This window comes from Micromonospora sp. 050-3 (genome assembly GCF_046549335.1).
GTDB classification, from domain to species: domain Bacteria; phylum Actinomycetota; class Actinomycetes; order Mycobacteriales; family Micromonosporaceae; genus Micromonospora; species Micromonospora trifolii.
This window is the reverse complement of record NZ_JAJPVX010000002.1, coordinates 2117996-2143964: the sequence shown is the minus strand read 5'-3', so window position 1 is coordinate 2143964 and position 25969 is coordinate 2117996. Positions and strand designations below refer to the sequence as shown.

Below are 25969 nucleotides of genomic sequence, written 5' to 3'. Positions count from 1 at the left end.
TTGATCAGATCACGCCGCATTCGCTCGGCAATCTTGGTGTGGCGGGCCGCGGCTACACTGACGCCTCTAAATTCCCTGCTCGGCAACCGAAACGGAGGCGCGATGGGTAATCCGCTGTTGGACGCCGAGGATGCGCGGGAACGCCTGGAGGCATGGCAGGCCAATGCCTCGCGCCGGGCCGCCGACACGCAGGCCGCCGCTGCCGGCTTGCGCGCGCTGCGGGTCACGGCCAGCGACGCCCACGGGATCGTCGAGGTCACCGTCGACTCCACGGGGGCGATGGCCGACGTCCGGCTCTCCGCGCGGGTGCAGCGCGTGAGTCTGGAGCAGACGCAGCAGGCGATCATGGGCGCCTATCGCAACGCGCGGGTCAAGCTCGCCGAGGCCGCCGCCGAGGTCGTGCGGGAGACGGTCGGCGCCGACTCGGCGACCGGTCGGGCCCTGCTGGCCGGATTCCGGACCGCCGACACCGAGGACGAAGAGGGGCGTTACTGATGCACGGGGGGTTCGAGGTCAACGTCGAGGCGCTGCGCGCGCACGCCACGGCTATGTTGGCCATTCACGACCGCTTCGCCGCCGTGATGGCCGCGAGCGGCACCATCTTCCAGGCCGACGAGGCGTACGGTCAGCTCTGCCAGTTCTTACCGCCCATCCTGGAGGGACGCCACCGGGACCAGGACAAGGGCGTGGGGATGCTCGCCGAGAACATCGAGCTGCTTGCCGCGGGAATCAAGAAAAACGCCGACGCCTACGAGCGGACCGAGGAGTCGACCACCGACGGCTTCAACTCCTTCCACTCCGCGACCTGAGCCGGCCCGGCGCCCTCTCATGAGCAACCCACTGGTCGCCACGACCTCCGACATCGCTTCGACAAGCGCCGCGCACCGCGACGGCTGGACCGGCCTGCCGCTCGCCGACGACTACATGGGCATCAAGGACGCCATCGACTCCGGCAGCTGGATCGACGGCTCAGTCGCGGGCTTGGGCGCCGCTCTCGACGGGGCGTCCATCGTCATCGACCCGTTCAGCACGCTCCTGTCGATGGGCATCGAGTGGGCCATCGAGCAGGTCGAGCCACTGAAGCAGGCACTCGACTGGCTGGCCGGCGACCCCGAGACCATCGAGACGCACGCCTTGACCTGGGACAACATGGCCAGTGAGTTGTTCTCCATCGCCGAGGACCTCAAGGCGCGGCTGGTCGGCGACCTCGACGGATGGCAGGGCGCGGCCGCCGACGCCTACCGCGACATCCTGACCATCAACATCGACGTCGCCGGGATCTTCGCGGGCACGGCCGCCGGCATGGGTGCCGCGACCCGTGGCGCGGGAATCCTGGTGCAGACGGTGCGGGAGGTCGTGCGCGCCTTCATCGCCGACTGCATCGCCAAGGTCGTGGTGTGGCTGGCCGAGGTGGTCTTCTCTCTCGGCTTCGCCACACCGCTGGTTGCCTCCCAGCTCGCGGTCGCCGTCGTCCGCTGGACCGGCCGCATCTTCGGCTGGCTGATGGGCCTGATCAGCAGCCTCTCCGCCCTTCGCGCACTCCTCGACGTCTAGGCGGCCCACGATGCGACAACTCATGGCGGCTCTGCGGACCACCGCCGTCCTGGTGGTCCTGTTCGCTGTGGCGGGCCTCCACAAGCACCCCTCAGGCCCCACCCCACCGCACGGCGGTGGCGACGATGGCCCCAAGCCTAAAAAGTTCAACCCGGCAATGATGCCCAAGCGCGTGGGAGCAGCCCAGCAGCACGGCCTCGATCGCGTCCGGGAGGGCCGCCCGAAGGACGCCGACACATCCGAGCCCGAGGCGCCCAAGAGGACCAACCCCTGGGACGACCCCGAGTTCGCCGACGCCATGTACGACATGGACCGCTTCGGTCAGATGGGCGACGGGGCGATGGACAAGATCTGGGACGGCGACGGCAGGAACAATGGCAACCACAAGCCCTCGTCCACCGAGCCCGGCAAGACGGTCTTCCCGCCCGGCACCACCAAGGAGCAGGTCGAGGGCTGGTTCAAGAGCATCGCCGCCAACCCCGACAGCCGCCCTCAGGCGCGTCCTGGCGGCGACGGCTGGGTCGTCAGCGGCACTCGCGACGGCATCACCTGCAAGGTTACCCTGGACAAGGACGGCAGCATCTCCGGCGGCCACCCCGTCAGCGGCGAGGGCGTCCGCACCAACCCGCTGGCCTAACCACCGCACCCACGGGAGACCCATGGAAGTCAACGATTACATCCGGCGCATCCTCCGGATCATCGACCAGCTCGCACCCAAGATCAGCCCGAAGTACCTGCCGATCGTCCGGGACGCCGCCGGCGCCGGGGCCTGGGACCTGGCGATCACGACGCTCGTCGGCGCCGTGTGGGAGGAGGGCGTTGTGATCACCACGGCGGAGAAGGACGCGCTGCGGGAGCTCATGGAGTACCTCCAGGAGCCTCTGACGCGCCTGGAGCAGATCCGGACCTCGGACTGACGGCCGAAGCGTGGATCGGGCCCCTCGAACCCTGCACCGCGTCGACCAGCAGAAGGTTCGGGCCTGTTCGATGTTGTCGAAGCGGTCGGGGAAGCCGGGCCGGTACTTCAGTGTCTTGAAGTGCGCTTCGCTGTGCGGGTTGTCGTTGCTGGTGTGCGGCCGCGGGCAGCGGCGCCACGACGGCCGACCACCGTCAAGGCAGCCTTGACGGCCAACCGATCGCCTACGCCGGACTGCGCCCGCTGATCTCGACGTCCACCCCAGAGCCGCCATGCAGGTGCTGAGGCACGCCCGCTTCGCCGTGACGATGGAGATCTATACCCAGGTATCCAACAAGGCGACCAGAGACGCCCTCCAACGCCTTGGCGATTCACTGGGCCGATGACGCCGTTGCTGTACTTAGCTGCTGTACGACAGCAGAAAGGCCACCTCCCGAACTCGGGAAGCGGCCTCTGACCTGCGGAACTGAGAGTGGGCGATGCTGGTATCGAACCAGCGACCTCTTCGGTGTGAACGAAGCGCTCTCCCACTGAGCTAATCGCCCTCAGCGCCACTGACTCTACCCGATCGTGGAACCGGACCGGAAATCCGGGGTCAGTGCGTCGCGAGGTAGTGCATCGCCTCGGCCACCACGTCGATGCCGAGACTGTACTTGAGGGACAGCCAGACCACCGTGGCCACGAAGACCAGGCCGACGGACCCGAGCACGATTCGCACCAGCAGCGACTGTCTGGTTACCCAGCGTGTCCATCCGTGGACGTGGCGGCGGGTGAAGCCGAGCAGCCGGCGCGCCCAGTGGTATTCGACGGCCCAGATGCCCAGGCCGGCGATCACCAGCAGCCAGCCCGGCCCGGGGAGCGGGATGAGGGCGATGCCGATGGTCACCACCAGCGCCCCGGCAATGGCGATGAAGATCTTGAGTGCGATCCGGCCGGTGGGGTTGGCGCGGATGAGCTCGAGGGTCAGCGAGATCCGCTCGCGCCAGCGGGGACGGTGCGGCCGATCCTGCACGGCGACTCCGCCACCACCACCCGCACCAGCGCCGCTATCGCCACCAGCACCGATGCCGCCACCATCACCGGCACCATCGCCGCCGGGACGACCGGCGTCGGACGCCGGCCGACCGGTCCGTTCGGGCTGCTCCATCGGCACTCCGTACCCCCGCTTCTCGGCTGCTCGGACCGCGACTTTCGGCGGGCCGGGCGCCGACGCCGGATCCACTGAGGATTGCTTCGTCACCATTTCACCCCCCAGTGTCGCTCGGGCCCGTCACTGCAACGGCCGACTGGACGTTACCGGAGTAAGTCGACGACTGAGCCACCCGATACCGGGCGGGATCACGCACTGGGCAGAACCGGAAATTCTACATGAATGGTCACATTCACGCAGCCTTTCCGTCCCCCTTCCCACCACTGGGTGAAGTCAGCGTATGGCGGAGCGTAGCCAGAGGTAGCACCTGAGTATGGGAAAAGCGGGACACGCGCGTTCCGCAGCGGTGCCGGGGGGAGAACGTCCATGAGTGTCATCCGACCGACGACCGTAGAGGTCGAGACGTCGCTAAGGCTCGTCGCACCTGACGCCACCGCCTTGCCGGTGCGTGCCAGTCTGCGTTACGACCCTGCTGACCCGTATGCGGTCCATGTCCTGTTCCATGCCGAATCGGCAGGGGGCGAGGCGGTGAGTTGGTCGTTCGCTCGCGAACTTCTGGTCACCGGCCTGGACGAGCCGGCCGGCATCGGGGATGTGCGGGTCTGGCCCTGGGCCACACCGCGCGGCGATTTCGTCGCGCTGGCCCTCTCGTCACCGGACGGCAACGCCCTCTTCGAGGTGCCGCGCAGCGTCCTGGTGCGTTTCCTTCGACGGACGTACGTCGTCGTCCCGCGCGGCCGTGAGGCCGAGCACCTGGACGTCGACACGGCGGTGACCCGGCTGCTCGCCGGTCGCTGACCGCCTGAACCTGCAACACCGGCCACACCGGGGCCGCGCGGATCTGCCGAGTTCGCGCGGCCCCGGCACACACCCAGGGATGTACGCGGGCAGTCCGCCCGGGTCGGCCGGTGCTCAGCCGTGCGTGGTGATGCCGCCGTCGACGGGAATGACCGCCCCGGTGAGGTATGCGCCGGCACGCGACGAGAGGTAGATGGCAGTGCCGGCCATGTCGTCGGGGCGCCCGATGCGGCCCAGCGGCACCTGCTGCTCGATGGCGGCCCTGCTCGCCGGGTCGTCGAGCGCGAACGCCATCATCTTGCTCTCGAACGGGCCGGGGGCGATCGCGTTGACGGTGATCTGCTCACCGGCGAGTTGATGGGCGAGACTGCGGGTGAGCATGTGCACGGCCGCCTTGGTGGCCGAGTACGCGTACACCTCCATCATCGGCACCCGGATGCCGTCGATCGACCCGATGTTGATCACGCGGGCCGGGTCGTCGGCGCTGGCGGCGGCGCGCAGCGCCGGTAGCAGCGCTGTGGTGAGCCGGAAGACGGCCTTGACGTTGACCGCCCAGAGCTTGTCGAACGCGGCCTCGGGGTAGTCCTCCAGCGGTGCGCCCCAGGTCGCGCCGGCGTTGTTGACCAGCACGTCGAGGCGGTCGAAGTGCTCGCGCACGGCGGCGGCCAGCGTCTCGGCGCCGGCATCGTCGCTGAGGTCGGCGGGGATGGCCTCGCAGCGACCCTCGGCGGAGAGGGTGGTGGCGACCGCCTCGCACACGTCCGCCTTGCGCGACGAGATGATCACGTGTGCGCCGGCCCGGACGAAGCCCTGGGCGATCATCAGCCCGATCCCCCGCGAGCCGCCGGTGACCAGGACCGTCTTACCTTCGACCGAGAACAGCTGCGTCATGCCCATCCCATCGTAAGTCGGCGGGGGCCGCCGGCCGGTCGGGTGGCCGGCGGATGCCGGGTGGACCGCGGACCGACGGCGCTACCGCCGGGTAACGTAGCCCGGCCGCCGGGACCGGGACAAGCCCGTGGCGCGCCGCGGATTCCGCTACGAACGTCGATCGGGATGCGGTGACCTGCGGTTCGGGCTACCGTCGCAGGCGATGGTCCCCACCGATCCCTCCCCCGCGCCATCGATCGGAACGGCGTCTCCCGTCACCGACGAGATAGCCACGTTCGCGCTGGCCGATCTTGCCGGCGCCCCGGGCTGGCGTCGTCCGGTGATCGTCGAGCGGGAGCTGCTGATTCTCACCACGCGTGGGCACGGCGACGCGGAACTCGACTTTCATCTGCTGCCGTGCCGGCCCGGCACGCTGCTGCGGGTCCGCCCCGGCCAGGTGCTTCGCTGCGCCGGCCCCCAGTTCGACGCCACAGTGGTCGCCTGGGATCCCGAGGCGCTGCGCGGCTTCGACGTCGACCTGACCACGACCGCGACCTGGCGGCAGTTGGCCGGCGAGGACGAGGACGCGGTGATCAGCGAGGTGAGCCAGTTGGTGGTGGACTGCCGGCGGCACCCCGACGGCCCCACCGCCCGCGCGCTGCTCCGGCACCAACTGGCCGTGCTGCTGCTGCGGCTGGCCGTGGCCCACGCCGACCGGTCGCCGTCCCGGCCCGAGGACGAGACGTTCCACCGGTTCCGCCGCGAGGTGGAGCACGGCTACCCGCACACCCGGCGGGTGGAGGACTACGCGGCCGCGCTCGGCTGCTCGGTGCGGACCCTGACCCGGGCCTGCCTGGCCGTCACCGGTCGCAGCGCCAAACAGGTCATCGACGAGCGGGTCGCGTTGCAGGCCGGCCGGTTACTGGCCGCGACGGATCAGCCGATCGCCCAGATCGGCCGGCGCCTCGGCTTCTCCGAACCCACGAACTTCGGCCGTTTCTTCACCCGCGAGGTAGGGGTCAGCCCCGGCGCGTTCCGGGCCGCCCGGGACCAACCGGCGGCCGGCCGGGTCGTCCGACCTCGACCGCCGGCCGAGTCGACGGGCGCCAACGGCGGTCGGTTCCGCCCCGGCACCCCCGGCGAACCCATGAATGGCGGGCACGCCACGAGACCCGGGCCGCCCACCGGAGGGCCGGGCGGCACCGGGCGGGCATGATGGCACTGTGCAGATCTCCGCGCGCGGCGACTATGCGGTACGGGCGGCGTTGAGCCTCGCCACCGCGTACCCCTCGCTGCTGTCCACCCAGGCCATCGCCGCGGAGCAGGACATGCCCCGCAAGTTCCTGGAGGCGGTCCTGGCGGATCTGCGCCGGGCCGGCATCGTTCGCGCCCAGCGCGGTGCTGAGGGCGGCTACACGCTGGCCCGCCCGCCACGCGAGGTGACCGTCGGCGCGGTGCTGCGCGCCGTCGAGGGTCCGCTGGCCGGGGTACGCGGGCTGCGCCCCGAGGAAACCCGGTACGAGGGCTCGGCGGAGAACCTGCCCGGCCTGTGGGTGGCGGTCCGCGCCGCCGTGCGGCGGGTCGTCGACGAGGTGAGCCTCGCCGAGATCGTCAGCGGTCGACTGCCCGCGCACGTCCGCAAGCTCACCGCGCTGCCCGACGCGTGGGAGCCCCGCTGACTCTGGGCCGGCTCACAGCGTCCACACCACCTCCTCGGTGCTGAGTCGGGGCAGCCGCTGCTCCGCCCACGCGTCCGGGCCGGGGTGGCCCAGGTTGAGCAGCAGCAGCGCCTCGTGCCGGCCGTCGGGGAAGAACTCTCGGGTCACCCCGGTCGCGTCGAACCCGGCCATCGGGCCGGCGGCCAGCCCGGCGGCGCGTACGCCCACCAGCAGATACCCGATCTGGAGGGTCGCGCTGAACCGGGCCTGCTCGGCGCGGGCCGGACGGTCGCTCAGCCAGTCGCGGGCCTGCGGCCGGTGCGGGTACAGCTCGGGCAGCCGCTCGTGGAAGTCCACGTCGGCGGCGAGCACCGCCACCAGTGGCGCGCTGGCCGTCTTCGCCCGGTTGCTCGACGAGACGTACGGCAGGAGCCGCGCCCGCGCCGCCGCCGAACGGAGCAGCAGCACCCGCAGTGGCTGACCGTTGTACGCGGTCGGCCCGTACCGGATCAGGTCGTGGATCGCCGCGACCTGGGCGTCGGTGACCGGCTCGTCGGTGAACGTGTTGGCCGTGCGGGCCACCCGGAACAGCAGGTCCTGGGCGGCCCGGTCCAACGCGAGCAGGTCGGCAGTGGTCGGTGCTGTCACGTCGGCACTCCGCTTCGCTGCGTGCCGCCGCGACGTGCCACGTGCCCGATGGTTCGTTCGCTGCGCTCGCTCACGGCGAGACGGCGGTCGTGTAGCCGCCCCGGTGGTGGACCAGTGGCGCGCCGTCGACGCCGTCGCCGAGCGCCAGCGGTTCGGCGATCACCAGCGTGTGGTCGCCCGCCGGGACCCGGTGCACCACCCGGCAGAGCAGCCGGGCCAGTACCCCGTCGAGCAGCGGCACCCCGAACGGTCCGGACGTCCAGTCCGGGTACGCGGCGAACCGGTCGATGCCGCTGGTCGCGAAGACAGTGGCGGCCTCCCGCTGCCCGGCGTTCAGCAGGTGCACGGCGACGTGCTCGGCGCGGGCGAGCACCGGCCAGCTCGACGACGCCACCCCGAGGCAGAACGAGACCAGCGGTGGGTCCAGCGACACCGATGTGAACGAGGTAGCGGTGAAGCCCGCCCGGATGGGCGCGCCGATCCCACCGAGGCAGGCGGGGTCGGTGGCGCGGGCGACAGCGGTGACCACTGTGACGCTGCTGGCCTGCCGCCGCAGCAGTGCGCGGAACAGGTCCGCGTTGACCGGTCGCAGCTCGGCGATGTCCGCCGAGGGGCGCTCCACGGTGGTCACGCCGGCACCAGGGCCGACGTGGCGTACGCGCTGGCCGGTCGGGGCAGGCCGTAGTGCTCGCGCAGCGTCCGACCGGTGTACTCGGTGCGGAACAGCCCACGGGAGCGCAGCACCGGCACCACGTGGTCGACGAAGTCGGCGAGCCCGCCGGGCAGGTGCGGCGGCATGATGTTGAACCCGTCGGCGGCGCCCTGGGTGAACCACAGCTCGATCTGGTCGGCGACCTGCTCCGGCGTACCGGCGACGACCCGGTGACCCCGGCCGCCGCCGAGCCGGCCGATCAGCTGGCGGATGGTGAGCTGTTCCCGGCGGGCCAGCTCGGTGACGAGCTGGTAGCGGCTCTGGTGGGCCTGCACGGTGCCGGCGGCCGGCAGCTCCGGCAGCGGCCCGTCGAGCGGCAGGCCGGTCAGGTCGATGCCGAGCATCCCGGAGAGCTGAGCAAGGGCGTAGTCGGGGACGATCAGCTCCTCCAGCTCGGCGGCGAGCGCCTGCGCCTCGGCCTCGGTGCCGCCGAGCACCGGCGCGATGCCGGGCAGGACCTTCACCAGGTCCGGGTTCCGGCCGGCGGCGGTGACCTGCCGGCGCAGCTCGGCGTAGAAGCTCTGCCCGTCGGCGAGGGTCTGCTGCGCGGTGAAGACCGCCTCGGCGTAGCGGGCGGCGAAGGCGATCCCGTCCGGCGACGAGCCGGCCTGCACCAGCAGCGGTCGGCCCTGCGGCCCCCGGGGGATGTTCAGCGGGCCACGGACCTGGAACTCCGGCCCGCGGTGCGCCACCTCGTGCACCCGGTCGGTGTCGGCGAACACCCCGGCCGTGGTGTCGAAGACCAGCGCGTCGTCCTCCCAGCTGTCCCAGAGCTTGATCGCCACATCGACGAACTCGGCGGCCCGCCGGTACCGGTCGGCGTGTTCGGGGTGGCTGTCCCGGTTAAAGTTGACAGCCTCCCGCTCCTGGGCGGAGGTGACGATGTTCCAGCCGGCCCGGCCGCCGCTGAGGTGGTCCAGCGAGGCGAACTTGCGGGCGACGTGGAACGGCTCGTTGTAGGTGGTGGAGACGGTCGCGATGAGACCGATGTGTTCGGTCACCGCGGCGAGCGACGCGAGCAGGGTCAGCGGCTCGAAGACGGCCTGGATGTTGTGTCGGGGGTTCGGCCCGACCGAGAGACCGTCGGCGAGGAAGAGCGAGTCGAGGGTGCCGCGTTCGGCGATCCGGGCCAACTCCTGGAAGTGCCGTACATCGGTGACCCGACGCGGGTCGGTGCGGGGGTGCCGCCAGGCGGCCTCGTGGTGGCCGACGCCCATCAGGAACGCGTTGAGGTGCAGGGTGCGGGTCATTGGTGTCCGTCCTATCCGGCAGAGACGTCGACGCGCCAGGTGGAGAAGCGACGTTCGAGGGCGACGAGGAGCTGGTTGACGACCAGGCCGATGGCGGAGATCGTGATGATCCCGGAGTACATGTCGGCGATCGCGAAGTTGTACTGCGCGTAGTTGATGAGGTAGCCGAGCCCGGCCTTCGCGCCGACCATCTCGGCCGCGACCAGCACCAGGATCGAGTACGCCCCGGCCAGCCGGACGCCGGTGAAGATGGTCGGCACCGCGGCCGGCAGGATCACCTTCTGGAACAACCGCAGGTGGTTGAGCCCCATTGAGCGGGCCGACCGGATCAGCAGTGGGTCGACGCCCTTCACCCCGGCGATGGTGTTCAGCAGGATCGGCCAGGAGCACGCGTACAGCACCAGGGCGATCTTGGAGGTTTCCCCCAGGCCGAGGATGAGCACGAACACCGGCAGCAGGGCCAGCGCGGCGGTGTTGCGGAACACCTCCAGCAGCGGGCTGAGCAGCTCGGCGAGCGGCCGGTACCAGCCGATCAGCAACCCGAGCGGGATGGCGGTGAGCACCGCCAAGCCGAGCCCGGCCAACGACCGGGTCAGGCTCGCGCCCACGTGCTCGGCGAGCTGCCCGCTGCGCAGCAACTCCCACCAGGCCACCAGCACCTCCGACAGCGGCGGCAGGAACACCCGGTCCACCAGCCCGAGCCGGGGTGCGCCCTCCCAGATCGCGGCCAGCGCGGCGATGGCGACGGTGCGGTGCAGCACCTTGGCGCCGATGCCGAGCAGCCGACCGGCGCGACCGGGAACGGCACTGTCGGCCGCAGCGTGGGGCACTGTGGGTGGGCCGACGAGTCGGGTGGGACGTTCGGCGATGTCAACCAACGCGGGCCTCCTCGGTGTGGCGGACGCCAGCGCCCTCGGCCGCCTGGGCGGCCCGCACCTCGTCACGCAGCAGGGTCCAGATCTCGTGGCGGTGGTGGCGGAACGCGTCGGTGGAGCGAACGTCCTCGACCGCGTCCCGGTCGCCGAGGTCGATGTCGATGACCTGCTTGAGCCGCCCGGGCCGGGACGTCAGCACCGCCACCCGCTGACCCAGGTAGACCGCCTCGTCGATGCCGTGGGTGATGAACACGATGGTCTTGCCGGTACGGGCCCAGATCCGCACCAGCTCGTCCTGCAACGAGTCACGGGTCTGCGCGTCCAGGGCGGCGAACGGCTCGTCCATCAGCAGCACGTCCGGGTCGTACGCGAGGCTGCGGGCGATGGCCACCCGCTGCTTCATCCCGCCGGACAGCTCGTGCGGGTAGCGGTCGGCGAACCCGCGCAGGCCCACCAGGTCGAGGTGGTGCTCGATCAGGGCGGCGCGTTCGGCGCGGGGCACCCCCTTCGCTTCCAGACCGAACGCGACGTTGCCGGCAGCGGTGCGCCAGGGCAGCAGCGCGTACTGCTGGAAGACGATGCCCCGGTCCAGACCGGGACCGGTGACGGGCCGACCGTCGACGAGCACCCGCCCCGCGGTCGGCTCGGTGAGCCCGCCGAGCAGGTCGAGCAGCGTGGACTTGCCGCAACCGCTGGGGCCGACGACGACCAGGAACTCGCCGGGGCGTACCCCGAGGGTGACCTCGTCCAGCGCGGTGACCGCGCCGGCGCCGCCACGCCGGCTGGCGCGGACCGGGAAGGTCTTGCTCACGCGATCAAAGAGGATCTTGTCGGTGCTCACGCGTTCCCCCCGTCCACGAAGGGGTTGAACCGGTTGGTGTAGACGTCGCCGGGCTTCGGACGGTCGCCCTTGAGCTCGCCCTCGCCGGCGAGCCAGTCGATCCAGGTGCCGAACTCCTGCTCGTCGATCACTCCGCCGCGGCCGGCGACGCCACTGCTCTTCCAGTAGGCGACAAGCGACGGGTCCTCGTTGCGACCGCGCTTGCCGATGATGTCGCGCATCCGGGTGACCACTGTCTCCCGGGGTTGGGTGCGGGCCCACTCGATGGCCTTGCCGACCCCGGTGACGAACGCCTTGACGGTCTCCGGGTTGCGCTTGATGAAGTCGTCGCGGAAGACGTAGGTGCCGCCGCTGAAGGCGCCGAGCAACTCGTAGTCGGTGAAGATGGTGCGGATGCCGCCGCTGGCGACCGCCTTGTCGCGGATCACCCCGCCGAGCACCGCGACGTCGATCTGCCGCTGCCGCAGCGACTGCTCGGTGTTGACCGGTGGCAGGGCGACCAGCTCGACCTGCTTGATCTCGGCGGGGGTGAGACCGCCGCGGGCGAGCCAGGTCTTGAGCACGGCCTCGGCGTGCGCTCCGAGGGTGTTCATGCCGATCTTCTTGCCGATCAGGTCACGGGGGCTGCGGATCGGGCTGTCGTCGAGCACGTAGTAGCCCTGGAACGTCTGCGCGTCCGAGCCGTAGTAGCTGACCACGGCGGTGATCGGGGCGTTGGCGGCGGCGAGCTTGACGATGGCGCCGTTGAACGCGCCGCCGAAGTCGCTCTGACCGGTGGCGGTGGCCTGGATGTCCTGCGGGCCACCTGTGACGTTGCCGATCCACTTGAGCTTGACGTCGCCGAGGTAGCCGAGGTCGGCGGCGAGTTCGGGGAGGGTGACCTGGCCGACCGAGCCCTGGTAGCGCAGCTCGCTGGCCTGGGCGCCGCCGGCTGCCGCGTCACCGCCGCAGCCGGCGATGGCGGTGAGCACGACCAGGGCGGTAACGGCGGCGAGCGTACGCAGAATGGCACGACGGGGTGGGGACATGAGGAGTCTCCTGATCTGTCCACGATGGGAGCGGGGACGCCCGGATGAGGGCGTGCGGGCACGCTGCTCCGCGTTGAGCGGGCGGGCGGTGAGAGTGCGGCGCTGGAGCCGAGCCGGATGGACCGGTCAGCTCAACAGAGCGCGCTCGCGTGCCGGACCAGGTCGACGTGCACACGAGCGGTGAGGAGAAGCTCATCCCGCTGCGACATGACCCCATGCTGCCCGGGATCGGAACGAGCGGTCAACGGCCTTCCAAAAGATGAGACTTCTATCGCTGCCGATGTTACGGACCGCCCCGACCAGCGTTTACCGTGCCGCAACACCTATCTGTTGAATAGAGATTGCGGTGCCCGGTGGGCGACCGTCCAGGGCGGACAGCGAGAGGGTTTCAAAAGTCGTCGGTTCGGGCATGTTCGATCTCGACACGGCAGGGAACGGTGACGAGGGGAGACCTCCGATGGGCCTCATGTTTCGCAAGCGCAAGAAGTACGGTCCGATCATCCTGAACTTCACCGAGAACGGCTTCTCCTCGTGGAGCATCAAGATCGGTCGCTGGTCCTGGAACTCCAAGGCCCGTGCGCACCGGGTCGACCTGCCGGGTCCGCTGAGCTGGAAGCAGGACAAGTCCCGGTCGTAAGCATCCCGGGAGTCGAGCGGGGTGCCGGTGATTCACCGGCACCCCGCTCGGCGTCTGCGGGGGCGCTCAGCGGGCCACGGTGATGATTTCGTCGCCGGCCAGCCGCCCGGATTCGCGATCGCGTCGCAGGGCGCCGGCGTCGATGAGGTCGACGAGCGCCTGGTTGGCGTCGGCGGCCCGGTAGACGGTCGCGGTGAGGGTGTGCCGGCGTAGCTCGGTGACGGCCCGTGGCCCACCCGCCCGTAACTCGGCCAGCAGCTCGTGGGCCAGCGGTTCGAGGTCGGGATCGTCGACCACGTCGACAGTCGTGCCGGTCGGGTCGAGCGGGTCGCGGTAGCGCACGTCGAGGTCCGCGCCGACCGCCCAGAGCGCGTCACGGACCGCCTCCAGGCTCCGGTCGGAGCGGCTGCCGAACGCGATCACCCCGGCGGACTCGCCGCCGGGCAGCACCGGTGCCACCTCGGCGACCAGGGGGAAGCCGGCGGAGACGAGCACGTCTCGGGCACTGTCGGCGGTGTGCAGCAGCAGCTCTCCGGTCCGGCCGTTGGTCGCGGCGCTGAGCAGCTTCGGCGTCACCGCGCCGGGCAGGTCCACGAAGGAGAACAGCGGCGCGCCGGCCGCCCCGGCGGCCTTCACAGCGACCGGCAGCCGGTACGGCTCGCCGGGCAGCAGATGCACTGTGACCTCGGCGGGCAGCTCCGCCTCGATCGGGCCGAGTCGGGCCGGCAGGTCGGCGGCGGCGTCGGCCAGCACCAGCACCGTCACCTGCCGGCCGCGGACCTGGTCGCCGTGCGTGGCGACCAGGCGCAGCGCGGCCTCCGCGCTGCCCGCGTCGGCGCCCGCGAGGGCTATGGTGGCCCGCCGGGAGCGGTGCAGGGCCGCGGGCAGCCAGGTCGTCAACTGGCGGACCAGCAGCTCGCGGAGGAAATCATTGGTCCGGTCGGTCGGCATCGGTCCGTTCTACCGTACGGCCGGTCAGGCCGGGACGGAGATCCCCACCCCGCCCCGGGTCTGCCCGCCGTAACGCTGCCGCTCGGCGTCCAGGTCGAGCCGACCGATCTGCTTGCGGGCGGCCAGCGCGGTGTCGTCGAGCAGGTCGGCCGGGATCAGCCAGACCACCTCGAACTCCAGGCCGTCCGGGTCCTTGCCGTAGAGGCTCTTTGTCGTGCCGTGGTCGGAGGTGCCGACCAGTGCGCCGGCCGCGACGAGGCGCTCGGCGGTGGCGGCCAGCTCGTCGAGCGTGTCCACCTCCCAGGCGAGGTGGTAGAGGCCGACGGTGGACCGACCTGCTGTCGACCGACCGGCGCCCGCGCCGATCTCGAAGAGGCCGAGGTCATGGTCGTTGGTGGAGTCGGGGGCCTGGAGGAAGGTGGCGCCCCGGAAGCCGTCCGGGGTCATCGCCACCGGGCGGAAGCCCAGCACGTCGCTGTAGAACGCGACGCTGCGGGCGAGGTCACTGACGTAGAGGACCGCGTGGTTGAGCCGGTGGATACCCATGACCCGAGGCTAGCGCGGTTTAGTTGAACATTCAACCATCGGGAGTATGATGGCGGCCATGACCCGCTGGTTGGACCCCGACGAGCAGCGCACCTGGCGCGCGTACCTCACCGCCTCCCGGGTGCTGATGGACACTCTCGACCGCGAGCTGCAACGCGAGGCGGGCATGCCGCACGCGTACTACGAGATCCTGGTCCAGCTCTCCGAGGCCCCCGGTCGTCAACTGCGGATGAGCCAGTTGGCCCAGGCCGCCGGGTCGTCGCGCAGCCGGCTCTCGCACGCCGTGGCTCGGCTGGAGGCCGCCGGCTGGGTGCGCCGCGAGGACTGCCCCACCGACCGGCGCGGGCAGGTCGCGCTGCTCACTGACGAGGGTTTCGCCGTCCTCGCGGCCGCCGCACCCGGCCACGTCGAGGGGGTACGCCGACACCTGTTCGACGCGTTGAGCCCCGCCCAGGTCGACCAGCTACGCCGGATCAGCGAGACCCTGGCCGAGCACCTGACCGGATCCTGACCAATCGACACCGGCGCGGGTCTTGTACTTACCGTCGTCGGATGAGCACGATGGGGCGTGTCTTCCGGCTTCGGTGAACTGACTGATCAGGCGCACCACCTCGTGTCCTCCGGCGATCTGGCCGGCGCGCAACAACTGCTGTCCGACGCGCTCACCGACGCCGACCCCCGCCCGGCCAACGCCACCCCCGAACTGGCCGAGGCGGCCAGCCTCCAGGCGCGGGTGCTGATCGCCCTCGGTGAGCCGCACTCGGCCCGGGGGTGGGCCGCCTTCGCGTACGCGGCCACCACCCGCCTGCACGGCCGTGCCGACCCGCGCACCGTGGCCGCGGCGGCGACCCTGGCCGCGGTGCTGCACCGGGTCGGCAGCCACTCCCGGGCGGCGCGGCTCTATCAGGAAGTCATCATCGAGCTGACCGCGCAGGACGGCCCGGAGTCGTTGCGGGTGCTCGCCGCGCACGCCGACCTGGCCACCGTCGAGTACGCGCGCGGCCAGTGCGTGGTGGCCCGCGACCGCCTCCAGGACGCCTGGGAGCTGCACCGCGAGGTGTACGGCGACGGGCACCCCAGCGGCATCAAGATGCTGGCGCGGCTCGGGGGGATGCAGCGCGACTGCGGGCAGTTCACCGAGGGACACGACAACCTGGCGCTCGCCCGTGAGCTGTGCCGGCAGCACCTGCCCGCCGACGACCCGCTGGCCACCCAGGTGGCGGCCCTGGCCCGGGCGGCGGCCAATCCCGACCATGCCTGCGCGGACAACCCGCCCACGGCTCGGGACACTCCGGTCGTGCCGGCCGCCCGCGTCCCACCGCACGGCGACGGGCCGGCCGAATCCGGTTACCACCCGCCGGCAACCGCGACCCACCACGCCGGGGCGGTGCCGAACCCCCGGCTGCCCTCCGACGAAGGGGTCGGATCGACGGGCAGCAGATGGTCGACCGAACCGGTGGACGAGCCCTCGCCGCACCCCGCCGACCCTCCGGTGCCCCCGTCGGTGGTCGGGCTGGCCGGCGGCACGGAGGAGCAGCCCGGGGTGTACCGGCTGCACCGACCCGCCGACCCGTACGCGCGGCCGGACCCGTACGCCCGCCCGGACCCGTACGCGCAGGTGGAGCCGTACACGCCGTCGCGGCTGCTGCCGGTGCCCGTGCACCGCGCGTCGCCGGAGCAGCGCAATCGGCTGGTGCCGGTGCTGGTGGCCGGCGTGGTCGTGGTGCTCCTCGGCGCGGCAGCGGTGATCGCCGGGGTGGCCCGGGTCGACGGCGACGACGAGCCGACCCCGCCGCCGGCCAGCGCCTCCCCCACCGCCGGCGCGCCGGCCAGCACCGCGCCGGCCCCGGGCGGCACGGCACCCACGTCGGCTGCCGCTGCGGCGCCGCCCGGCACTCCGCCCAGCGCGGTGACCCTGCGCGACACCCGGGACAGCATCGCGCTGAACTGGACCTACCCGGCCGGCGGCGAGGGCCCGGTGGTCATCGCGGGCGGCCGCACCGGCCAGACCCACAACATCTTCGCGACGCTGCCCGCCGGCACCACCAGCTTCGTCATCTACGCGCTCAACCGCACCAACGACTTCTGCTTCACCGTCGCCGTCGCCTGGTCCACCGACACGGTGGCCCGTTCCAAGCAGGTCTGCACCCGCCGCCGCTGACCCGGCCGCCACGACCCGACAGCCACGCCCACCAGCCGCCGTCTACCTCTGGCCGTCCTCGGCCGGTGACGCTGGCAGCAGCAGGCACACCCGTAGGCCTCGCTGCTCCGGCGCGTCGGCCAGGGTGATGCTGCCGCCCGCGCGTCGGACCAACTCCCGGACGATGGCCAGCCCCAGGCCGGCGCCCCCGTCGTCGCGGGCCCGTCCGTCATCCAGCCGGGTGAACCGGTCGAAGACCCGCTCCCGGTCCGCCACCGCGACCCCCGGGCCGTCGTCGGTCACCGTCACCAGGTGGTACGCCCCGACGCCGGGCCCGACCGTAGAGCCCGCCACCGTCGTCTCGGCCGCGAGCACGACACTGCCGTGCGCGTGCCGTACCGCGTTGTCGACCAGGTTGGCCAGCACGCGACGCAACTCCTCGACGCTGCCGATCGTCCAGAGCGGGCCCTCCGGCGGCGTCACCCGCACCGGCGGCGACGGGTAGCGGGCGGCGACCTCGGTCAGCAACGCGCCCAGCTCCACCGGGCCGGTCCCCCGGGCCGCCGGCGTCTCGTCCAGGCGGGCCAACAGCAGGAGATCGTCGACCAGGCGACTCAGCCGGTCGGTGTCGGCGAGCAGGTTGGCGGTCACCGCCGTCCAGTCCGTCCGGTCGGCGAGGCGCTGGGCCACCTCCAGCTCCGTCCGGATGTTGGTCAACGGGCTGCGCAGCTCGTGCGCGGCGTCGGAGACGAAGGCCCGCTGCCGGACGCGGGCGGACTCCAACCGGCCCAGCATGCCGTTGAGGGTGACCGCCAGGCGGTGGATCTCGTCAGCCGACGCCGGCACCGGCAGCCGGCCGGCGCCCGCCCTGCCGGTGATCTCCTCGGCGCCTCGACGTAACGCCTCGACCGGCCGCAGGGTCGCGCCCACCACCCGCCACGCCACCCCGGCCAGCACGGCAACCAGCAGCGGGAACGCCACCAGCAGAATGGTCCGGACCACGTGGGTGCTGTGCCGCACGTCGGCCATCGAGCGGGCGACCAGCACTGTGAGCGGGTCAGCCGCCGTGCCGGCGGGTACGGCGACCACCCGGACCGGGCCGACGAGCCCGACCCGCTCGGCCGGCACCTCCAACCGCTGCCGACCGTCGCGGTTCAGGCGCTCCGGGCGGACCATCGGCACCAGGCGGTCGGCGTCGATCGAAGCCGCACGGATCCGTCCCTGCCCGTCGACGACCTGCACGCGGACCTGCCCCCCGGCCACCGGCAGCGGGTCGGGCAGCGCGTCCTCGGCGGCGAGCAGGGCGACCGCGTCAGCGGTGCGGAACGCCTCGGTGTCGACAGTGCGCTGGAGCACGAAGCCGAGCGCACCGAGCAGCACCACCCCGCCCACTGCCAGCCCGATGGTGAGACCGACCACACCGAGCGCCATGAGCCGCCCGCGCAGCCCCAGGACCGGAAGTCGCCCGGGCCGGGCCCGACGGGTGGGTGCCGGGCCGTCGGCGGTCACGTCGCCAGCCGATAGCCGGCACCCCGGACCGTCTCCAGCCGATCCCGGCCGAGCTTGCGGCGCAGGTAGCCGACGTACACCTCGACGGCGTTCGGCGCCGTCTCCAGGCTCGCGTCCCAGACGTGGTCCAACAACTCGATCTTGGAGATGACCTGGCCCGGTCGGCGCATCAGGTAGTCCAGCAGCGCGAACTCCCGCGCGGTCAGCGCCACCTCGGCGTCCGCCCGGGTCACCCGCCGACCGGCCGGGTCCAGCCGCAGGTCACCGACCGCCAGCACGGTCGGGCGCTCCGGCGCGCCCCGACGCAGCAGCGCCCGCAGCCGGGCCAGCAGCACCACGTACGAGAAGGGTTTGGTCAGGTAGTCGTCGGCGCCGCAGTCGAGGCCGTCGGCCTGGTCGTACTCGCCGTCCTTGGCGGAGAGCATCAGCACCGGCAACCAGTGCTGCTCCGCGCGCAGCCGCCGGACCAGCTCGTACCCGGAGAGGCCGGGCAGCATCACGTCGAGGATCATCGCGTCGTACCCGCCGTGCCGCGCCGCGTCCAGGCCCGCAGGGCCGGTCGCCGCCACGTCCACCGCGAACCCCTCCGCCTGGAGACCGCGTTGCAGGGCAGCCGCCAACCGGGCCTCGTCCTCCACCACCAGCACCCGCACAGCTCAAGGGTGCCACCCGGGTCAATCGGCGCGGTTCGGTGTCCTCAGCCCGTTCACAGCACGGAGGGGGCAAGATGGCCGCAGGAGGTGCCACCATGTCCGTCCTGAGAAGCCGTCCCGTCCTTCGTTGGCTGGTCCCGGCCACCGCGGCCGTCGCCGTCATCGGCGGCGGCGCGGCGATCGGCACGTTCGCCGCCGAGGCCGAGCCGAGCCTGCCGCCCCGAACCGCCGCTCAGCTCCTGGTCGACCTACAGACGTCCCGGCTGGAGGGGTTGTCCGGGACCCTGGTGCAACGCGCCGATCTCGGCCTGCCGCCCCTCGTCGGGCTGGTTCCCGGCAACGAGCTGACCACACTGCTGACCGGCACCCACACCCTGCGGGTCTGGTATTCCGGGCCGGACAAGCAGCGGGTCGCCCTGGTGGACACCCTGGGCGAACAGGACATCATCCGCAACGGCCGGGACCTGTGGACGTGGCAGAGCCGCAGCAACACCGCCACCCACCGCACGCTGGGCGGCGACGCCGGGGCCTGGAAGCCCGCCCCCGAACCGGCAGCGAGCCTGCCGGCCACCCCGCAGCAGGCCGCCGACCTGGCGTTGGGCGCGATCGACCCGAGCACCGAGGTCAGCGTCGGCCGGTCGGCCACGGTCGCCGGCCGGGACGCGTACGAGTTGGTGCTCCAGCCGCGCGACCAGGACTCCCTGGTGCACCAGCTGCGGATCGCCATCGACGCCAAGCAGCACGTGCCGCTGCGCTTCGAGGTGCTCGCGAAGGGCAGCGACCGGCCGGCGTTCGAGGTGGCCTTCACCCAGGTCGACTACCGCCGCCCGGACGCCGACCAGTTCCGTTTCAACCCGCCGCCCGGCGTGACGGTCAACGAGGAGAAGGCCGAGCGCCCGACGGGCAAGCCCGGTCACGTCGAGCCGGCGGGTGACCCGCAGGTCCGCGCCGTGGGCGAGGGCTGGACGACAGTGCTGGTCGGCCGCCTCGACGGGGCCGATGTGGGCCGCAAGCCCGCCACGAAGCCGGCCGCTCCGCCGGCCGGCGCCGGCCCGGACCTGGACATGTCGAAGCTGCTCGGCGGGCTGCCGGCGGTCAGTGGTGACTGGGGCAGCGGTCGGCTCCTCACCAGCAAACTGTTCAGCGTGCTGCTCACCGACGACGGCCGGGTGCTCGCCGGAGCGGTGACGCCGGAGCGGCTCTACCAGGCTGCCCGCGGCTGATCTCCACGGTGTTCGCGCCGGGTCGACCTGACGGTCGGCCCGGCGCTTCGCTGTGGGTCAGGCCGAGGTCAGGAGGCGCCGAGCGCGCTGAGGTACGCGTCGGCGAGGACCGCGTGGCCGGGCAGGTACGGGTGGACCCGGTCGTCGGCCCAACGCGTCGCCGGACTCACCGCCAACACCCGGTCGAACGCCGCCTGGTTGGGCACGTGCACCGCGTCGAACTCGGTGGCCAGCCCCGCCACCACCGCCGCGTACCGGTCCGTGTCGGCGCGTTGCGGGACGCTCCGGTCGGCCTCGATGAAGAACGGGTCGCCGAGGATCAGTCGGCAGCCGGTGGCGGCGACCGCCCGACGGAGCAGGTCACGCAGGGTGCGCTCGTACTCCTCGATGCCGACTGCCTCATCCGGCCGGTCACCGTAGTGCCGCCAGATGTCGTTGATGCCGATCATCACCGCGAGCCAGTCGGGGCGCTCGGCGATCGCGTCGTCGTCCCAGCGGGCGGCGAGGTCACGCACCGTGTTGCCGCTCACACCCCGGTTGACCCACTCCAGCTCCAACTCGGGGTGCCGCGCGTCGACCAGGGCGCGCACGAGGCTCACATATCCGCTGCCGTAGGGCGCGGCGACGTCGCGTCGACCACAATCGGTGATGCTGTCCCCGATGAAGACCACCCGTTGCCCGGTCCGCAGGATCATCCGCCGCCACCTCGCGATCACCGGCGCGCCGGACCGCCCGGCTTGGTGAGAACCGGCGGAACGCGCTATCTTCAACAGTTCGAAGGCACAAAAAAGAACGGCTAAAAGCCGTTCCTGCAAGGGATTCTAATCTTTAGGGAGACGGCTTGTCAAGGCACTCCGGCGGTTCCGGCGAATTGCCGCTCGACGACGAGATCGGTCGCGAGCAGGAGTACGTCTCGATGCTCTACAACCGGCTGGACCAGCTGCGTGAGCAGGCCGCCCACCGGCTCACCGCCGAGCTGCACAACACCGGCGGCACCCTCCAGGACCGCTCGCAGCGCGACAGCTCGGTAGCGATGTACGCCGATCAGGTCGAACAGTTCTCCGCCGTGGAGAACGGGCTCTGCTTCGGCCGTCTCGACGGCGACGACGACTCCCGCCGCTACATCGGCCGGATCGGCATCTTCGACACCAGTGGTGACTACGACCCGCTGCTGATGGACTGGCGGGCACCCGCCGCCCGCCCGTTCTACCTCGCCACCGCCGCGAACCCGCAGGGCGTACGCCGTCGCCGGCACCTGCGTACCCGGCAGCGCAAGGTGACCGGGCTCAACGACGAGGTGCTCGACATCGACACCGCCTCCCCCGGCGCCCACGAGGAGCTGACCGGTGAGGCGTCGCTGCTCGCCGCGCTCAACGCGGGCCGCACCGGCCGGATGCGCGACATCGTCGAGACCATCCAGGCCGAACAGGACGAGATCATCCGCGCGGAGCTTCCGGGCGTGATGGTGGTCCAGGGCGGCCCCGGCACCGGCAAGACCGCAGTCGCGCTGCACCGGGCGGCGTACCTGCTCTACACGCACCGCCGGGAACTCTCCAGCCGTGGCGTGCTGCTGGTCGGCCCGAACGCGACCTTCCTGCGCTACATCTCCCAGGTGCTGCCGACGCTGGCCGAGACCGGCGTGCTGCTGCGTACCCAGGGTGATCTCTTTCCCGGAGTGAGCGCCCAACGGACCGAGCCGGCCGAGACCGCGGCGCTCAAGGGCCGGGCGGTGCTCGCCGAGGTGTTGGCGCTGGCCGTACGGGACCGGCAGTGGGTGCCGGACGAACCGCTGGAGATCGAGGTCGAGCGGGAGACGCTGACCCTCGACCCGGAGATCGTGCGGGCGGCCCGGGACCGGGTCCGCCGCGTCGACCGACCGCACAACCTGGCCCGCGCGTTGTTCGACGTGGAGATCGTGCACGCGCTCGCCGACCAGGTGGCCGAACGCATCGGCGCCGACCCGCTCGGCGGTGACAACCTCCTCGACGAGGCGGACCGGGCCGAGATCCGCCGCGAGCTGCGCGAGGAAACGGAGATCCAGGCCGCCCTCGACCGGTTGTGGCCGGTGCTCACCCCGCAGCGACTGCTCGCCGACCTGTACGCCGACCCCTACCGGATCGCCGCCGCCGCGCCGATGCTCAGCGAGGACGAGCGGGGGCTGCTGCGCCGCGAGCCCGGTGGCTGGACGCCGGCTGACGTCCCGCTGCTGGACGAGGCCGCCGAACTGCTCGGCGAGGACGAACGCGCCGCCGCCGCCCGGCGGGACCGCATCCGGACGATGGAACGGGAGTACGCCGAGGGCGTGCTGGAGATCGCCCGGGGTTCCCGCTCGATCGACGTCGAGGACGAGGCCGAGGGCGGTGAGATCCTCGGCGTGACCGACCTGATCGACGCGGATCGGCTGCTGGAGCGGCAGGAGGAGGCCGATCGGCTGACCACCGCGCAGCGGGCCGCCGCCGACCGCACCTGGGCGTTCGGCCACGTCATCGTGGACGAGGCGCAGGAGCTTTCGCCGATGGCCTGGCGACTGCTGATGCGCCGCTGCCCGAGCCGGTCGATGACGATCGTCGGGGACGTGGCGCAGACCGGCGCGCTCAGCGGCACGCCGTCCTGGGCGGACGCCCTGGCCCCGTACGTCGAGCAGCGGTGGCGGCTCACCGAGCTGACGGTCAGCTACCGCACCCCCGCCGAGATCATGGCGGTCGCCGCCGACGTACTGGCCGAGATCGATCCGGCGCTGCGGCCGCCGCGCTCGGTGCGGGAGAGCGGCGTACCGCCGTGGGACCGGACGGTGCCCGACGGGCGGTTGGCGGCGGAGTTGGTCGCCGAGGCCGCCCGGGAGGCTGCCGGGCTGACCGAGGGCCGGCTCGGGGTGCTCGTGCCGGCCGGCCGGGTGGGCGAGTTGGGCGCGGCGGTGACCGCCGCCCTGCCCGAGGCCGCCGTCGGCGAGCATCCGGAGCTGGAGAGCCGGGTTGTGGTGTTGACAGTCGCGCAGGCCAAGGGGTTGGAGTTCGACTCGGTGCTGGTGGTCGACCCGGACCGGATGGTGGCCGAGTCCCCGCGCGGACGCAGCGACCTGTACGTGGCCCTGACCCGTGCCACCCAACGCCTCGGCGTCCTCCGCCCGGCGAGCTGACCACGAAGCCCGCCGTCCCCACCGAGTTGTCGCTCGGCGGGGACGGCGGGTGAGGTTAGTCGTTGGATTTGTCCCTGATGGACTTTGCCGGGCCCGTTGCGGAGGTGGACTGGTCGCTGGTGCCACCGCCCATCGGGGTGCTGAGGCCACCGGTGGTGGCATCGCCGGTGGTGGTCGGCGCGACAGTGCCCGGGTGTCGCTCCGGCTGTCGGGCCACCCGGCGTACGCTCGCCGGCCCGGCAGTGCCACCGGTGGTGGTCACCGCGCCCTGCCCGCCGACGGGGCCACCGTCGCGCAGCACCTGTGGGTCGATCCGTTCCTTCGCCGGATCGAACGGGTCATCGCGCTGGATCTGACTCTCCACATCGGTGCGGGGCACAGTCACCTCGTCGAGGGCGCCCTTGCCGTACACGCCGCCGGCGATCCGATCCTCGGCCTCGCGGGCGGCATCCTGCCGCATGTCGTCCTCACGCACGTCCATCACCTCGCAGAAGCTGTGGAACTGACTGCGTGCCCGGCCACCGGCCGACCAAACCCGGCCTGACCGGGAGGTCGTCCACGGCGGTTCACCGTCACGCCGCCCGCTGGCCGCCTGCCCGCAGCCCGAGATGTCCATGCTGTCCCGCGACCGGTGGGAGATGCCCGCCGGCAGGAGGGGATGACAGCGTGCGCACAGTACGCCGTACCGCCGTCGCGGCCCTGGTGGCCGCGACGGTGACGACCGGGCTCGCGGTGCCCGCCCAGGCGAAGCCACGACCGGACCGGACATTCGACGTGCAGGCCCACCGGGGTGGCCTCGGCCTGCGGGTGGAGAACACCCTCGCCTCCTTCGGCAACGCCCTCCAGCTCGGGGTGAGCACCCTCGAACTGGACGTGCAGATCACCGAGGACGGCCAGGCCGTCGTCACCCACGACCGCAAGGTGACCGGCACCAAGTGCGTCGACACCACACCGGTGACGCCCGGCGACCCGGAGTTCCCGTACGTCGGGAAGTACATCAACACGCTCAGCCTGGCCCAGGTGCGCTCGCTCGACTGCGGCTCGAAGACGCTGTCGGACAAGCCCGGCCAGCTCGCCGTCCCCGGTGCCCGGATGCCGCTGCTGCGTGAGGTCTTCGCGCTGGTCAACCGCTACCGGGCGAAGGACGTGAAGCTCAACGTCGAGACCAAGGTCGAGGCCGGCGCGCCGACCGAGACCGCCCCCCGTGAGCAGTTCGTCCGGGTCACCGCGGGCGAGATCCGCGCCGCCGGGCTGCTCAAGCAGGTCACCATCCAGAGCTTCGACTGGGGCGCGCTGATGCGCATGCGTCAGGTCGAGCCGAAGCTGCCGCTGGTCGCCCTGACCAACTACGACTTCCTTCAGACCGGTCAGCCGGGAGCCTCGCCGTGGCTGGGCGGGCTGGACATCGACGACTTCGGCGGCGACCCGATCAAGGCGATCCGCAGCTTCGGCGCCAGCGCCTTCTCGCCGGTGCACGGGATGCCGCAGAACGGCACAGTCACCGACCCGGGCTACAAGCCGTACGTCACGAAGGAGATGGTCGCCCAGGCGCACCGCTACGGGATCAAGGTGATCCCGTGGACGGTCGACGACGTGCCGACCATGACCAAGCTGATCGACGACGGGGTGGACGGCCTGATCACCGACTACCCGGACCGGTTGCGGGGCGTGTTGGCGCAGCGCGGTTACCGGCTGCCGAAGGCGTACACCGCGCCGTTCGACATCCAGGCACACCGGGGCGGTCGGGCCACCCGGCCGGAGAACACACTGCCGGCGTTCGCGAACGCGCTGTCCAACCGGGCCATCTCCACCCTGGAGCTGGACACCAACGTGACCGCCGACGGCAAGCTCGTGGTGCTGCACGATCGCACCGTCAACGGGTCGCACTGCGTCGACACCGCCCCGGTGCGCCCGGGCGACCGGAAGTTCCCGTACGTGGGCAAGCCGGTGCACGAGTTGACAGTGGCGCAGCTCAAGACCGTGGACTGCGGCACGAAGACACTGCCCGAGCTGCCCGCCCAGGTGCCCGCGCCCGGTGCCCGGATCCCGACCCTGGACGAGGTATTCGCCCTGGTGAAGGCGAGTGGCCGCACCGACATCGGAATGAACATCGAGACGAAGATCAGCCCGGTGGTGAACGACACCGAGCCGTACCGCAGCTTCACCCGCAAGCTCGTCGACGCGATCCAGCGGGCCGGCTTCACCAGCCGGGCCACCATCCAGTCGTTCGACTGGCGCACCATCACGTACGCCCGGCAGCTCGACCGGCGGATCGGCACTGTCGGCCTGGTCTGGCAGTACGGTCCGGCCGAGTGCGCGACCCTCGCCGACGAGTGCTCGCTGGAGGCGGTCTACGGCAACCCGTCGGTGAAGAGCCCGTGGACCGGTGGACTGGACTGGTGGAAGTACCAGGACCTCGGCAAGCTGACCCGGGCTGCGGGCGCTGGCACGGTGTCCGCCAACTGGCAGGTGCACGACCCGAAGCAGGGCACTGTCGCCTCGACCGACTGGTACCTGCGGGAGAACCCGGCATACTTCCACGGACCGGACGTTCGGACCCTGCAGACGCGCTACGACCTGAAGGTGATCCCGTACACCGTCGATGACGCGACGGTGATGCAGCGGGTCATCGACCTGGGCGTCGACGGCATCATCACCGACGACCCGGGCCTTCTGGTGAGCGTGGCGATCCGCAACGGTCTGCGCTGACCCGTCGACCACCCGATCGCCGGCCGGATTTTTCCGGCCGGCGATCGGTGTTACCTGCTCCGGGGCCTCGGGTAGTCGGGGGTTGTCCTCGCCACGAAAGCGAACCGTGCCGTGGCCGAAACGCGGTAGCGGGGCGAGGGAATGCAGGTACGACTCATCGCATCC

General features: G+C 71.7%; 29 protein-coding genes, 1 tRNA gene and 2 pseudogenes. 15 read left to right on the top strand and 17 right to left on the bottom strand.

Annotated features, from left to right (window positions below):
• The first annotated feature begins 102 nt into the window (after nt 1-102).
• From ACLJOK_RS24965 to ACLJOK_RS24945, 5 genes are read left to right on the top strand one after another with little or no spacing between them, the layout of a single operon-like run.
• Nucleotides 103-495, top strand: coding sequence for a YbaB/EbfC family nucleoid-associated protein (locus tag ACLJOK_RS24965; RefSeq protein WP_112601591.1), 393 nt, complete (start codon nt 103-105; stop codon nt 493-495).
• Entirely contained in the window at nt 495-809 is a 315-nt protein-coding gene (locus tag ACLJOK_RS24960; RefSeq protein ID WP_410821013.1) for a hypothetical protein, read from the top strand. Before ACLJOK_RS24965 ends, ACLJOK_RS24960 begins: the two co-directional genes overlap by 1 nt.
• Nucleotides 810-828: 19 nt before the next feature.
• Nucleotides 829-1554 (top strand): WXG100 family type VII secretion target, encoded by a 726-nt coding sequence (locus tag ACLJOK_RS24955; RefSeq protein WP_410821012.1) that lies wholly within the window; start codon nt 829-831, stop codon nt 1552-1554.
• Between the two features lie 10 nt (nt 1555-1564).
• Nucleotides 1565-2191: an EndoU domain-containing protein gene (locus ACLJOK_RS24950; protein ID WP_410821011.1), complete on the top strand. Its 627-nt coding sequence runs from the start codon at nt 1565-1567 to the stop codon at nt 2189-2191.
• 22 nt (nt 2192-2213) lie between these two features.
• A complete protein-coding gene (locus tag ACLJOK_RS24945) occupies nt 2214-2471 on the top strand; it encodes a hypothetical protein (RefSeq protein ID WP_410821617.1) in 258 nt (85 codons plus the stop codon).
• A gap of 48 nt (nt 2472-2519) precedes the next feature.
• Here ACLJOK_RS24945 and ACLJOK_RS24940 read toward each other — a convergent pair.
• Nucleotides 2520-2633: pseudogene (locus ACLJOK_RS24940) on the bottom strand (IS3 family transposase); the annotation flags it as partial.
• Between the two features lie 70 nt (nt 2634-2703).
• Here ACLJOK_RS24940 and ACLJOK_RS24935 point away from each other — a divergent pair.
• Nucleotides 2704-2856, top strand: a pseudogene (locus ACLJOK_RS24935) (site-specific integrase); the annotation flags it as partial.
• Between the two features lie 87 nt (nt 2857-2943).
• On the opposite strand, the gene ACLJOK_RS24930 reads toward ACLJOK_RS24935, so the two are convergent.
• Together ACLJOK_RS24930 and ACLJOK_RS24925 are read right to left on the bottom strand one after the other, a co-directional pair.
• Nucleotides 2944-3015, bottom strand: a tRNA-Val gene (locus ACLJOK_RS24930).
• A 50-nt stretch (nt 3016-3065) separates the two neighbouring features.
• The gene (locus ACLJOK_RS24925; protein ID WP_410821588.1) at nt 3066-3692 is read right to left on the bottom strand and encodes a TIGR02611 family protein; all 627 of its coding nucleotides are present in this window, start codon (nt 3690-3692) and stop codon (nt 3066-3068) included.
• 294 nt (nt 3693-3986) lie between these two features.
• On the opposite strand from ACLJOK_RS24925, the gene ACLJOK_RS24920 reads away from it, so the two are divergent.
• A complete protein-coding gene (locus ACLJOK_RS24920; protein WP_053653619.1) occupies nt 3987-4418 on the top strand; it encodes an SsgA family sporulation/cell division regulator in 432 nt (143 codons plus the stop codon).
• A gap of 114 nt (nt 4419-4532) precedes the next feature.
• Here ACLJOK_RS24920 and ACLJOK_RS24915 read toward each other — a convergent pair whose 3' ends face one another.
• Nucleotides 4533-5309 carry a glucose 1-dehydrogenase gene (locus tag ACLJOK_RS24915; RefSeq protein WP_410821010.1) on the bottom strand — a complete coding sequence of 259 codons (777 nt, stop codon included), beginning with the start codon at nt 5307-5309 and terminating at the stop codon, nt 4533-4535.
• 202 nt (nt 5310-5511) lie between these two features.
• On the opposite strand from ACLJOK_RS24915, the gene ACLJOK_RS24910 reads away from it, so the two are divergent.
• Nucleotides 5512-6504: a helix-turn-helix transcriptional regulator gene (locus ACLJOK_RS24910; protein ID WP_410821009.1), complete on the top strand. Its 993-nt coding sequence runs from the start codon at nt 5512-5514 to the stop codon at nt 6502-6504.
• A gap of 7 nt (nt 6505-6511) precedes the next feature.
• Nucleotides 6512-6967, top strand: a complete 456-nt coding sequence (locus ACLJOK_RS24905; RefSeq protein ID WP_030333674.1) for an RrF2 family transcriptional regulator — start codon at nt 6512-6514, stop codon at nt 6965-6967.
• A 12-nt stretch (nt 6968-6979) separates the two neighbouring features.
• Here ACLJOK_RS24905 and ACLJOK_RS24900 read toward each other — a convergent pair whose 3' ends face one another.
• From ACLJOK_RS24900 to ACLJOK_RS24870, 7 genes are all read right to left on the bottom strand, one after another.
• Nucleotides 6980-7594: a malonic semialdehyde reductase gene (locus ACLJOK_RS24900; protein WP_410821008.1), complete on the bottom strand. Its 615-nt coding sequence runs from the start codon at nt 7592-7594 to the stop codon at nt 6980-6982.
• A gap of 70 nt (nt 7595-7664) precedes the next feature.
• On the bottom strand, nt 7665-8225 hold the full coding sequence (locus ACLJOK_RS24895; RefSeq protein ID WP_410821007.1) for a flavin reductase family protein: 561 nt from the start codon (nt 8223-8225) through the stop codon (nt 7665-7667).
• Nucleotides 8222-9556 (bottom strand): LLM class flavin-dependent oxidoreductase, encoded by a 1335-nt coding sequence (locus tag ACLJOK_RS24890; protein WP_410821006.1) that lies wholly within the window; start codon nt 9554-9556, stop codon nt 8222-8224. Before ACLJOK_RS24890 ends, ACLJOK_RS24895 begins: the two co-directional genes overlap by 4 nt.
• 11 nt (nt 9557-9567) lie before the next feature.
• Entirely contained in the window at nt 9568-10434 is an 867-nt protein-coding gene (locus tag ACLJOK_RS24885) for an ABC transporter permease (protein ID WP_410821005.1), read from the bottom strand.
• Nucleotides 10427-11272 carry an ABC transporter ATP-binding protein gene (locus ACLJOK_RS24880; RefSeq protein ID WP_410821004.1) on the bottom strand — a complete coding sequence of 282 codons (846 nt, stop codon included), beginning with the start codon at nt 11270-11272 and terminating at the stop codon, nt 10427-10429. Before ACLJOK_RS24880 ends, ACLJOK_RS24885 begins: the two co-directional genes overlap by 8 nt.
• On the bottom strand, nt 11269-12300 hold the full coding sequence (locus ACLJOK_RS24875) for an ABC transporter substrate-binding protein (protein WP_410821003.1): 1032 nt from the start codon (nt 12298-12300) through the stop codon (nt 11269-11271). Before ACLJOK_RS24875 ends, ACLJOK_RS24880 begins: the two co-directional genes overlap by 4 nt.
• Nucleotides 12301-12431: 131 nt before the next feature.
• A complete protein-coding gene (locus ACLJOK_RS24870) occupies nt 12432-12509 on the bottom strand; it encodes a putative leader peptide (RefSeq protein WP_349881247.1) in 78 nt (25 codons plus the stop codon).
• 248 nt (nt 12510-12757) lie between these two features.
• On the opposite strand from ACLJOK_RS24870, the gene ACLJOK_RS24865 reads away from it, so the two are divergent.
• Nucleotides 12758-12937, top strand: a complete 180-nt coding sequence (locus tag ACLJOK_RS24865) for a DUF4236 domain-containing protein (RefSeq protein WP_030333600.1) — start codon at nt 12758-12760, stop codon at nt 12935-12937.
• 66 nt (nt 12938-13003) lie between these two features.
• Here the strand turns inward: ACLJOK_RS24865 and ACLJOK_RS24860 are convergent, their stop codons facing one another.
• Together ACLJOK_RS24860 and ACLJOK_RS24855 are read right to left on the bottom strand one after the other, a co-directional pair.
• A complete protein-coding gene (locus tag ACLJOK_RS24860) occupies nt 13004-13888 on the bottom strand; it encodes a hypothetical protein (protein ID WP_410821002.1) in 885 nt (294 codons plus the stop codon).
• A 24-nt stretch (nt 13889-13912) separates the two neighbouring features.
• On the bottom strand, nt 13913-14434 hold the full coding sequence (locus ACLJOK_RS24855; protein WP_196927721.1) for a VOC family protein: 522 nt from the start codon (nt 14432-14434) through the stop codon (nt 13913-13915).
• A gap of 49 nt (nt 14435-14483) precedes the next feature.
• Between ACLJOK_RS24855 and ACLJOK_RS24850 the strand changes: the two genes are divergently transcribed.
• Nucleotides 14484-14945, top strand: a complete 462-nt coding sequence (locus tag ACLJOK_RS24850) for a MarR family winged helix-turn-helix transcriptional regulator (RefSeq protein WP_410821587.1) — start codon at nt 14484-14486, stop codon at nt 14943-14945.
• 57 nt (nt 14946-15002) lie between these two features.
• The gene (locus ACLJOK_RS24845) at nt 15003-16595 is read left to right on the top strand and encodes a tetratricopeptide repeat protein (protein ID WP_410821001.1); all 1593 of its coding nucleotides are present in this window, start codon (nt 15003-15005) and stop codon (nt 16593-16595) included.
• 42 nt (nt 16596-16637) lie between these two features.
• Here the strand turns inward: ACLJOK_RS24845 and ACLJOK_RS24840 are convergent, their stop codons facing one another.
• Both ACLJOK_RS24840 and ACLJOK_RS24835 read right to left on the bottom strand, forming a co-directional pair.
• Nucleotides 16638-18005, bottom strand: a complete 1368-nt coding sequence (locus ACLJOK_RS24840) for an ATP-binding protein (protein ID WP_410821586.1) — start codon at nt 18003-18005, stop codon at nt 16638-16640.
• Between the two features lie 74 nt (nt 18006-18079).
• Entirely contained in the window at nt 18080-18736 is a 657-nt protein-coding gene (locus ACLJOK_RS24835; RefSeq protein ID WP_410821000.1) for a response regulator transcription factor, read from the bottom strand.
• Nucleotides 18737-18831: 95 nt separating this feature from the next.
• On the opposite strand from ACLJOK_RS24835, the gene ACLJOK_RS24830 reads away from it, so the two are divergent.
• Nucleotides 18832-19959, top strand: a complete 1128-nt coding sequence (locus tag ACLJOK_RS24830; protein ID WP_410820999.1) for a LolA family protein — start codon at nt 18832-18834, stop codon at nt 19957-19959.
• Nucleotides 19960-20027: 68 nt separating this feature from the next.
• Here ACLJOK_RS24830 and ACLJOK_RS24825 read toward each other — a convergent pair whose 3' ends face one another.
• A complete protein-coding gene (locus ACLJOK_RS24825) occupies nt 20028-20654 on the bottom strand; it encodes an SGNH/GDSL hydrolase family protein (RefSeq protein ID WP_410820998.1) in 627 nt (208 codons plus the stop codon).
• A gap of 146 nt (nt 20655-20800) precedes the next feature.
• On the opposite strand from ACLJOK_RS24825, the gene ACLJOK_RS24820 reads away from it, so the two are divergent.
• Complete coding sequence (locus tag ACLJOK_RS24820) at nt 20801-23095, top strand: HelD family protein (RefSeq protein WP_410820997.1); 2295 nt, start codon at nt 20801-20803, stop codon at nt 23093-23095.
• Nucleotides 23096-23150: 55 nt separating this feature from the next.
• Here the strand turns inward: ACLJOK_RS24820 and ACLJOK_RS24815 are convergent, their stop codons facing one another.
• A complete protein-coding gene (locus ACLJOK_RS24815) occupies nt 23151-23570 on the bottom strand; it encodes a hypothetical protein (protein ID WP_210787040.1) in 420 nt (139 codons plus the stop codon).
• A gap of 191 nt (nt 23571-23761) precedes the next feature.
• Here ACLJOK_RS24815 and ACLJOK_RS24810 point away from each other — a divergent pair, with 191 nt between their 5' ends.
• Entirely contained in the window at nt 23762-25804 is a 2043-nt protein-coding gene (locus ACLJOK_RS24810; protein ID WP_410820996.1) for a glycerophosphodiester phosphodiesterase family protein, read from the top strand.
• Nucleotides 25805-25969 lie beyond the last annotated feature (165 nt).

Excerpts from the sequence above, each read along its gene's own strand:
- ACLJOK_RS24965 (WP_112601591.1), top strand. The coding sequence starts at position 103 with ATGGGTAATCCGCTGTTGGACGCCGAGGATGCGCGGGAACGCCTGGAG.
- ACLJOK_RS24960 (WP_410821013.1), top strand. The coding sequence starts at position 495 with ATGCACGGGGGGTTCGAGGTCAACGTCGAGGCGCTGCGCGCGCACGCC.
- ACLJOK_RS24955 (WP_410821012.1), top strand. The coding sequence starts at position 829 with ATGAGCAACCCACTGGTCGCCACGACCTCCGACATCGCTTCGACAAGC.
- ACLJOK_RS24950 (WP_410821011.1), top strand. The coding sequence starts at position 1,565 with ATGCGACAACTCATGGCGGCTCTGCGGACCACCGCCGTCCTGGTGGTC.
- ACLJOK_RS24945 (WP_410821617.1), top strand. The coding sequence starts at position 2,214 with ATGGAAGTCAACGATTACATCCGGCGCATCCTCCGGATCATCGACCAG.
- ACLJOK_RS24920 (WP_053653619.1), top strand. The coding sequence starts at position 3,987 with ATGAGTGTCATCCGACCGACGACCGTAGAGGTCGAGACGTCGCTAAGG.
- ACLJOK_RS24915 (WP_410821010.1), bottom strand. The coding sequence starts at position 5,309 with ATGACGCAGCTGTTCTCGGTCGAAGGTAAGACGGTCCTGGTCACCGGC.
- ACLJOK_RS24910 (WP_410821009.1), top strand. The coding sequence starts at position 5,512 with ATGGTCCCCACCGATCCCTCCCCCGCGCCATCGATCGGAACGGCGTCT.
- ACLJOK_RS24890 (WP_410821006.1), bottom strand. The coding sequence starts at position 9,556 with ATGACCCGCACCCTGCACCTCAACGCGTTCCTGATGGGCGTCGGCCAC.
- ACLJOK_RS24875 (WP_410821003.1), bottom strand. The coding sequence starts at position 12,300 with ATGTCCCCACCCCGTCGTGCCATTCTGCGTACGCTCGCCGCCGTTACC.
- ACLJOK_RS24870 (WP_349881247.1), bottom strand. The coding sequence starts at position 12,509 with ATGTCGCAGCGGGATGAGCTTCTCCTCACCGCTCGTGTGCACGTCGAC.
- ACLJOK_RS24865 (WP_030333600.1), top strand. The coding sequence starts at position 12,758 with ATGGGCCTCATGTTTCGCAAGCGCAAGAAGTACGGTCCGATCATCCTG.
- ACLJOK_RS24860 (WP_410821002.1), bottom strand. The coding sequence starts at position 13,888 with ATGCCGACCGACCGGACCAATGATTTCCTCCGCGAGCTGCTGGTCCGC.
- ACLJOK_RS24855 (WP_196927721.1), bottom strand. The coding sequence starts at position 14,434 with ATGGGTATCCACCGGCTCAACCACGCGGTCCTCTACGTCAGTGACCTC.
- ACLJOK_RS24850 (WP_410821587.1), top strand. The coding sequence starts at position 14,484 with ATGGCGGCCATGACCCGCTGGTTGGACCCCGACGAGCAGCGCACCTGG.
- ACLJOK_RS24840 (WP_410821586.1), bottom strand. The coding sequence starts at position 18,005 with ATGGCGCTCGGTGTGGTCGGTCTCACCATCGGGCTGGCAGTGGGCGGG.
- ACLJOK_RS24830 (WP_410820999.1), top strand. The coding sequence starts at position 18,832 with ATGTCCGTCCTGAGAAGCCGTCCCGTCCTTCGTTGGCTGGTCCCGGCC.
- ACLJOK_RS24825 (WP_410820998.1), bottom strand. The coding sequence starts at position 20,654 with ATGATCCTGCGGACCGGGCAACGGGTGGTCTTCATCGGGGACAGCATC.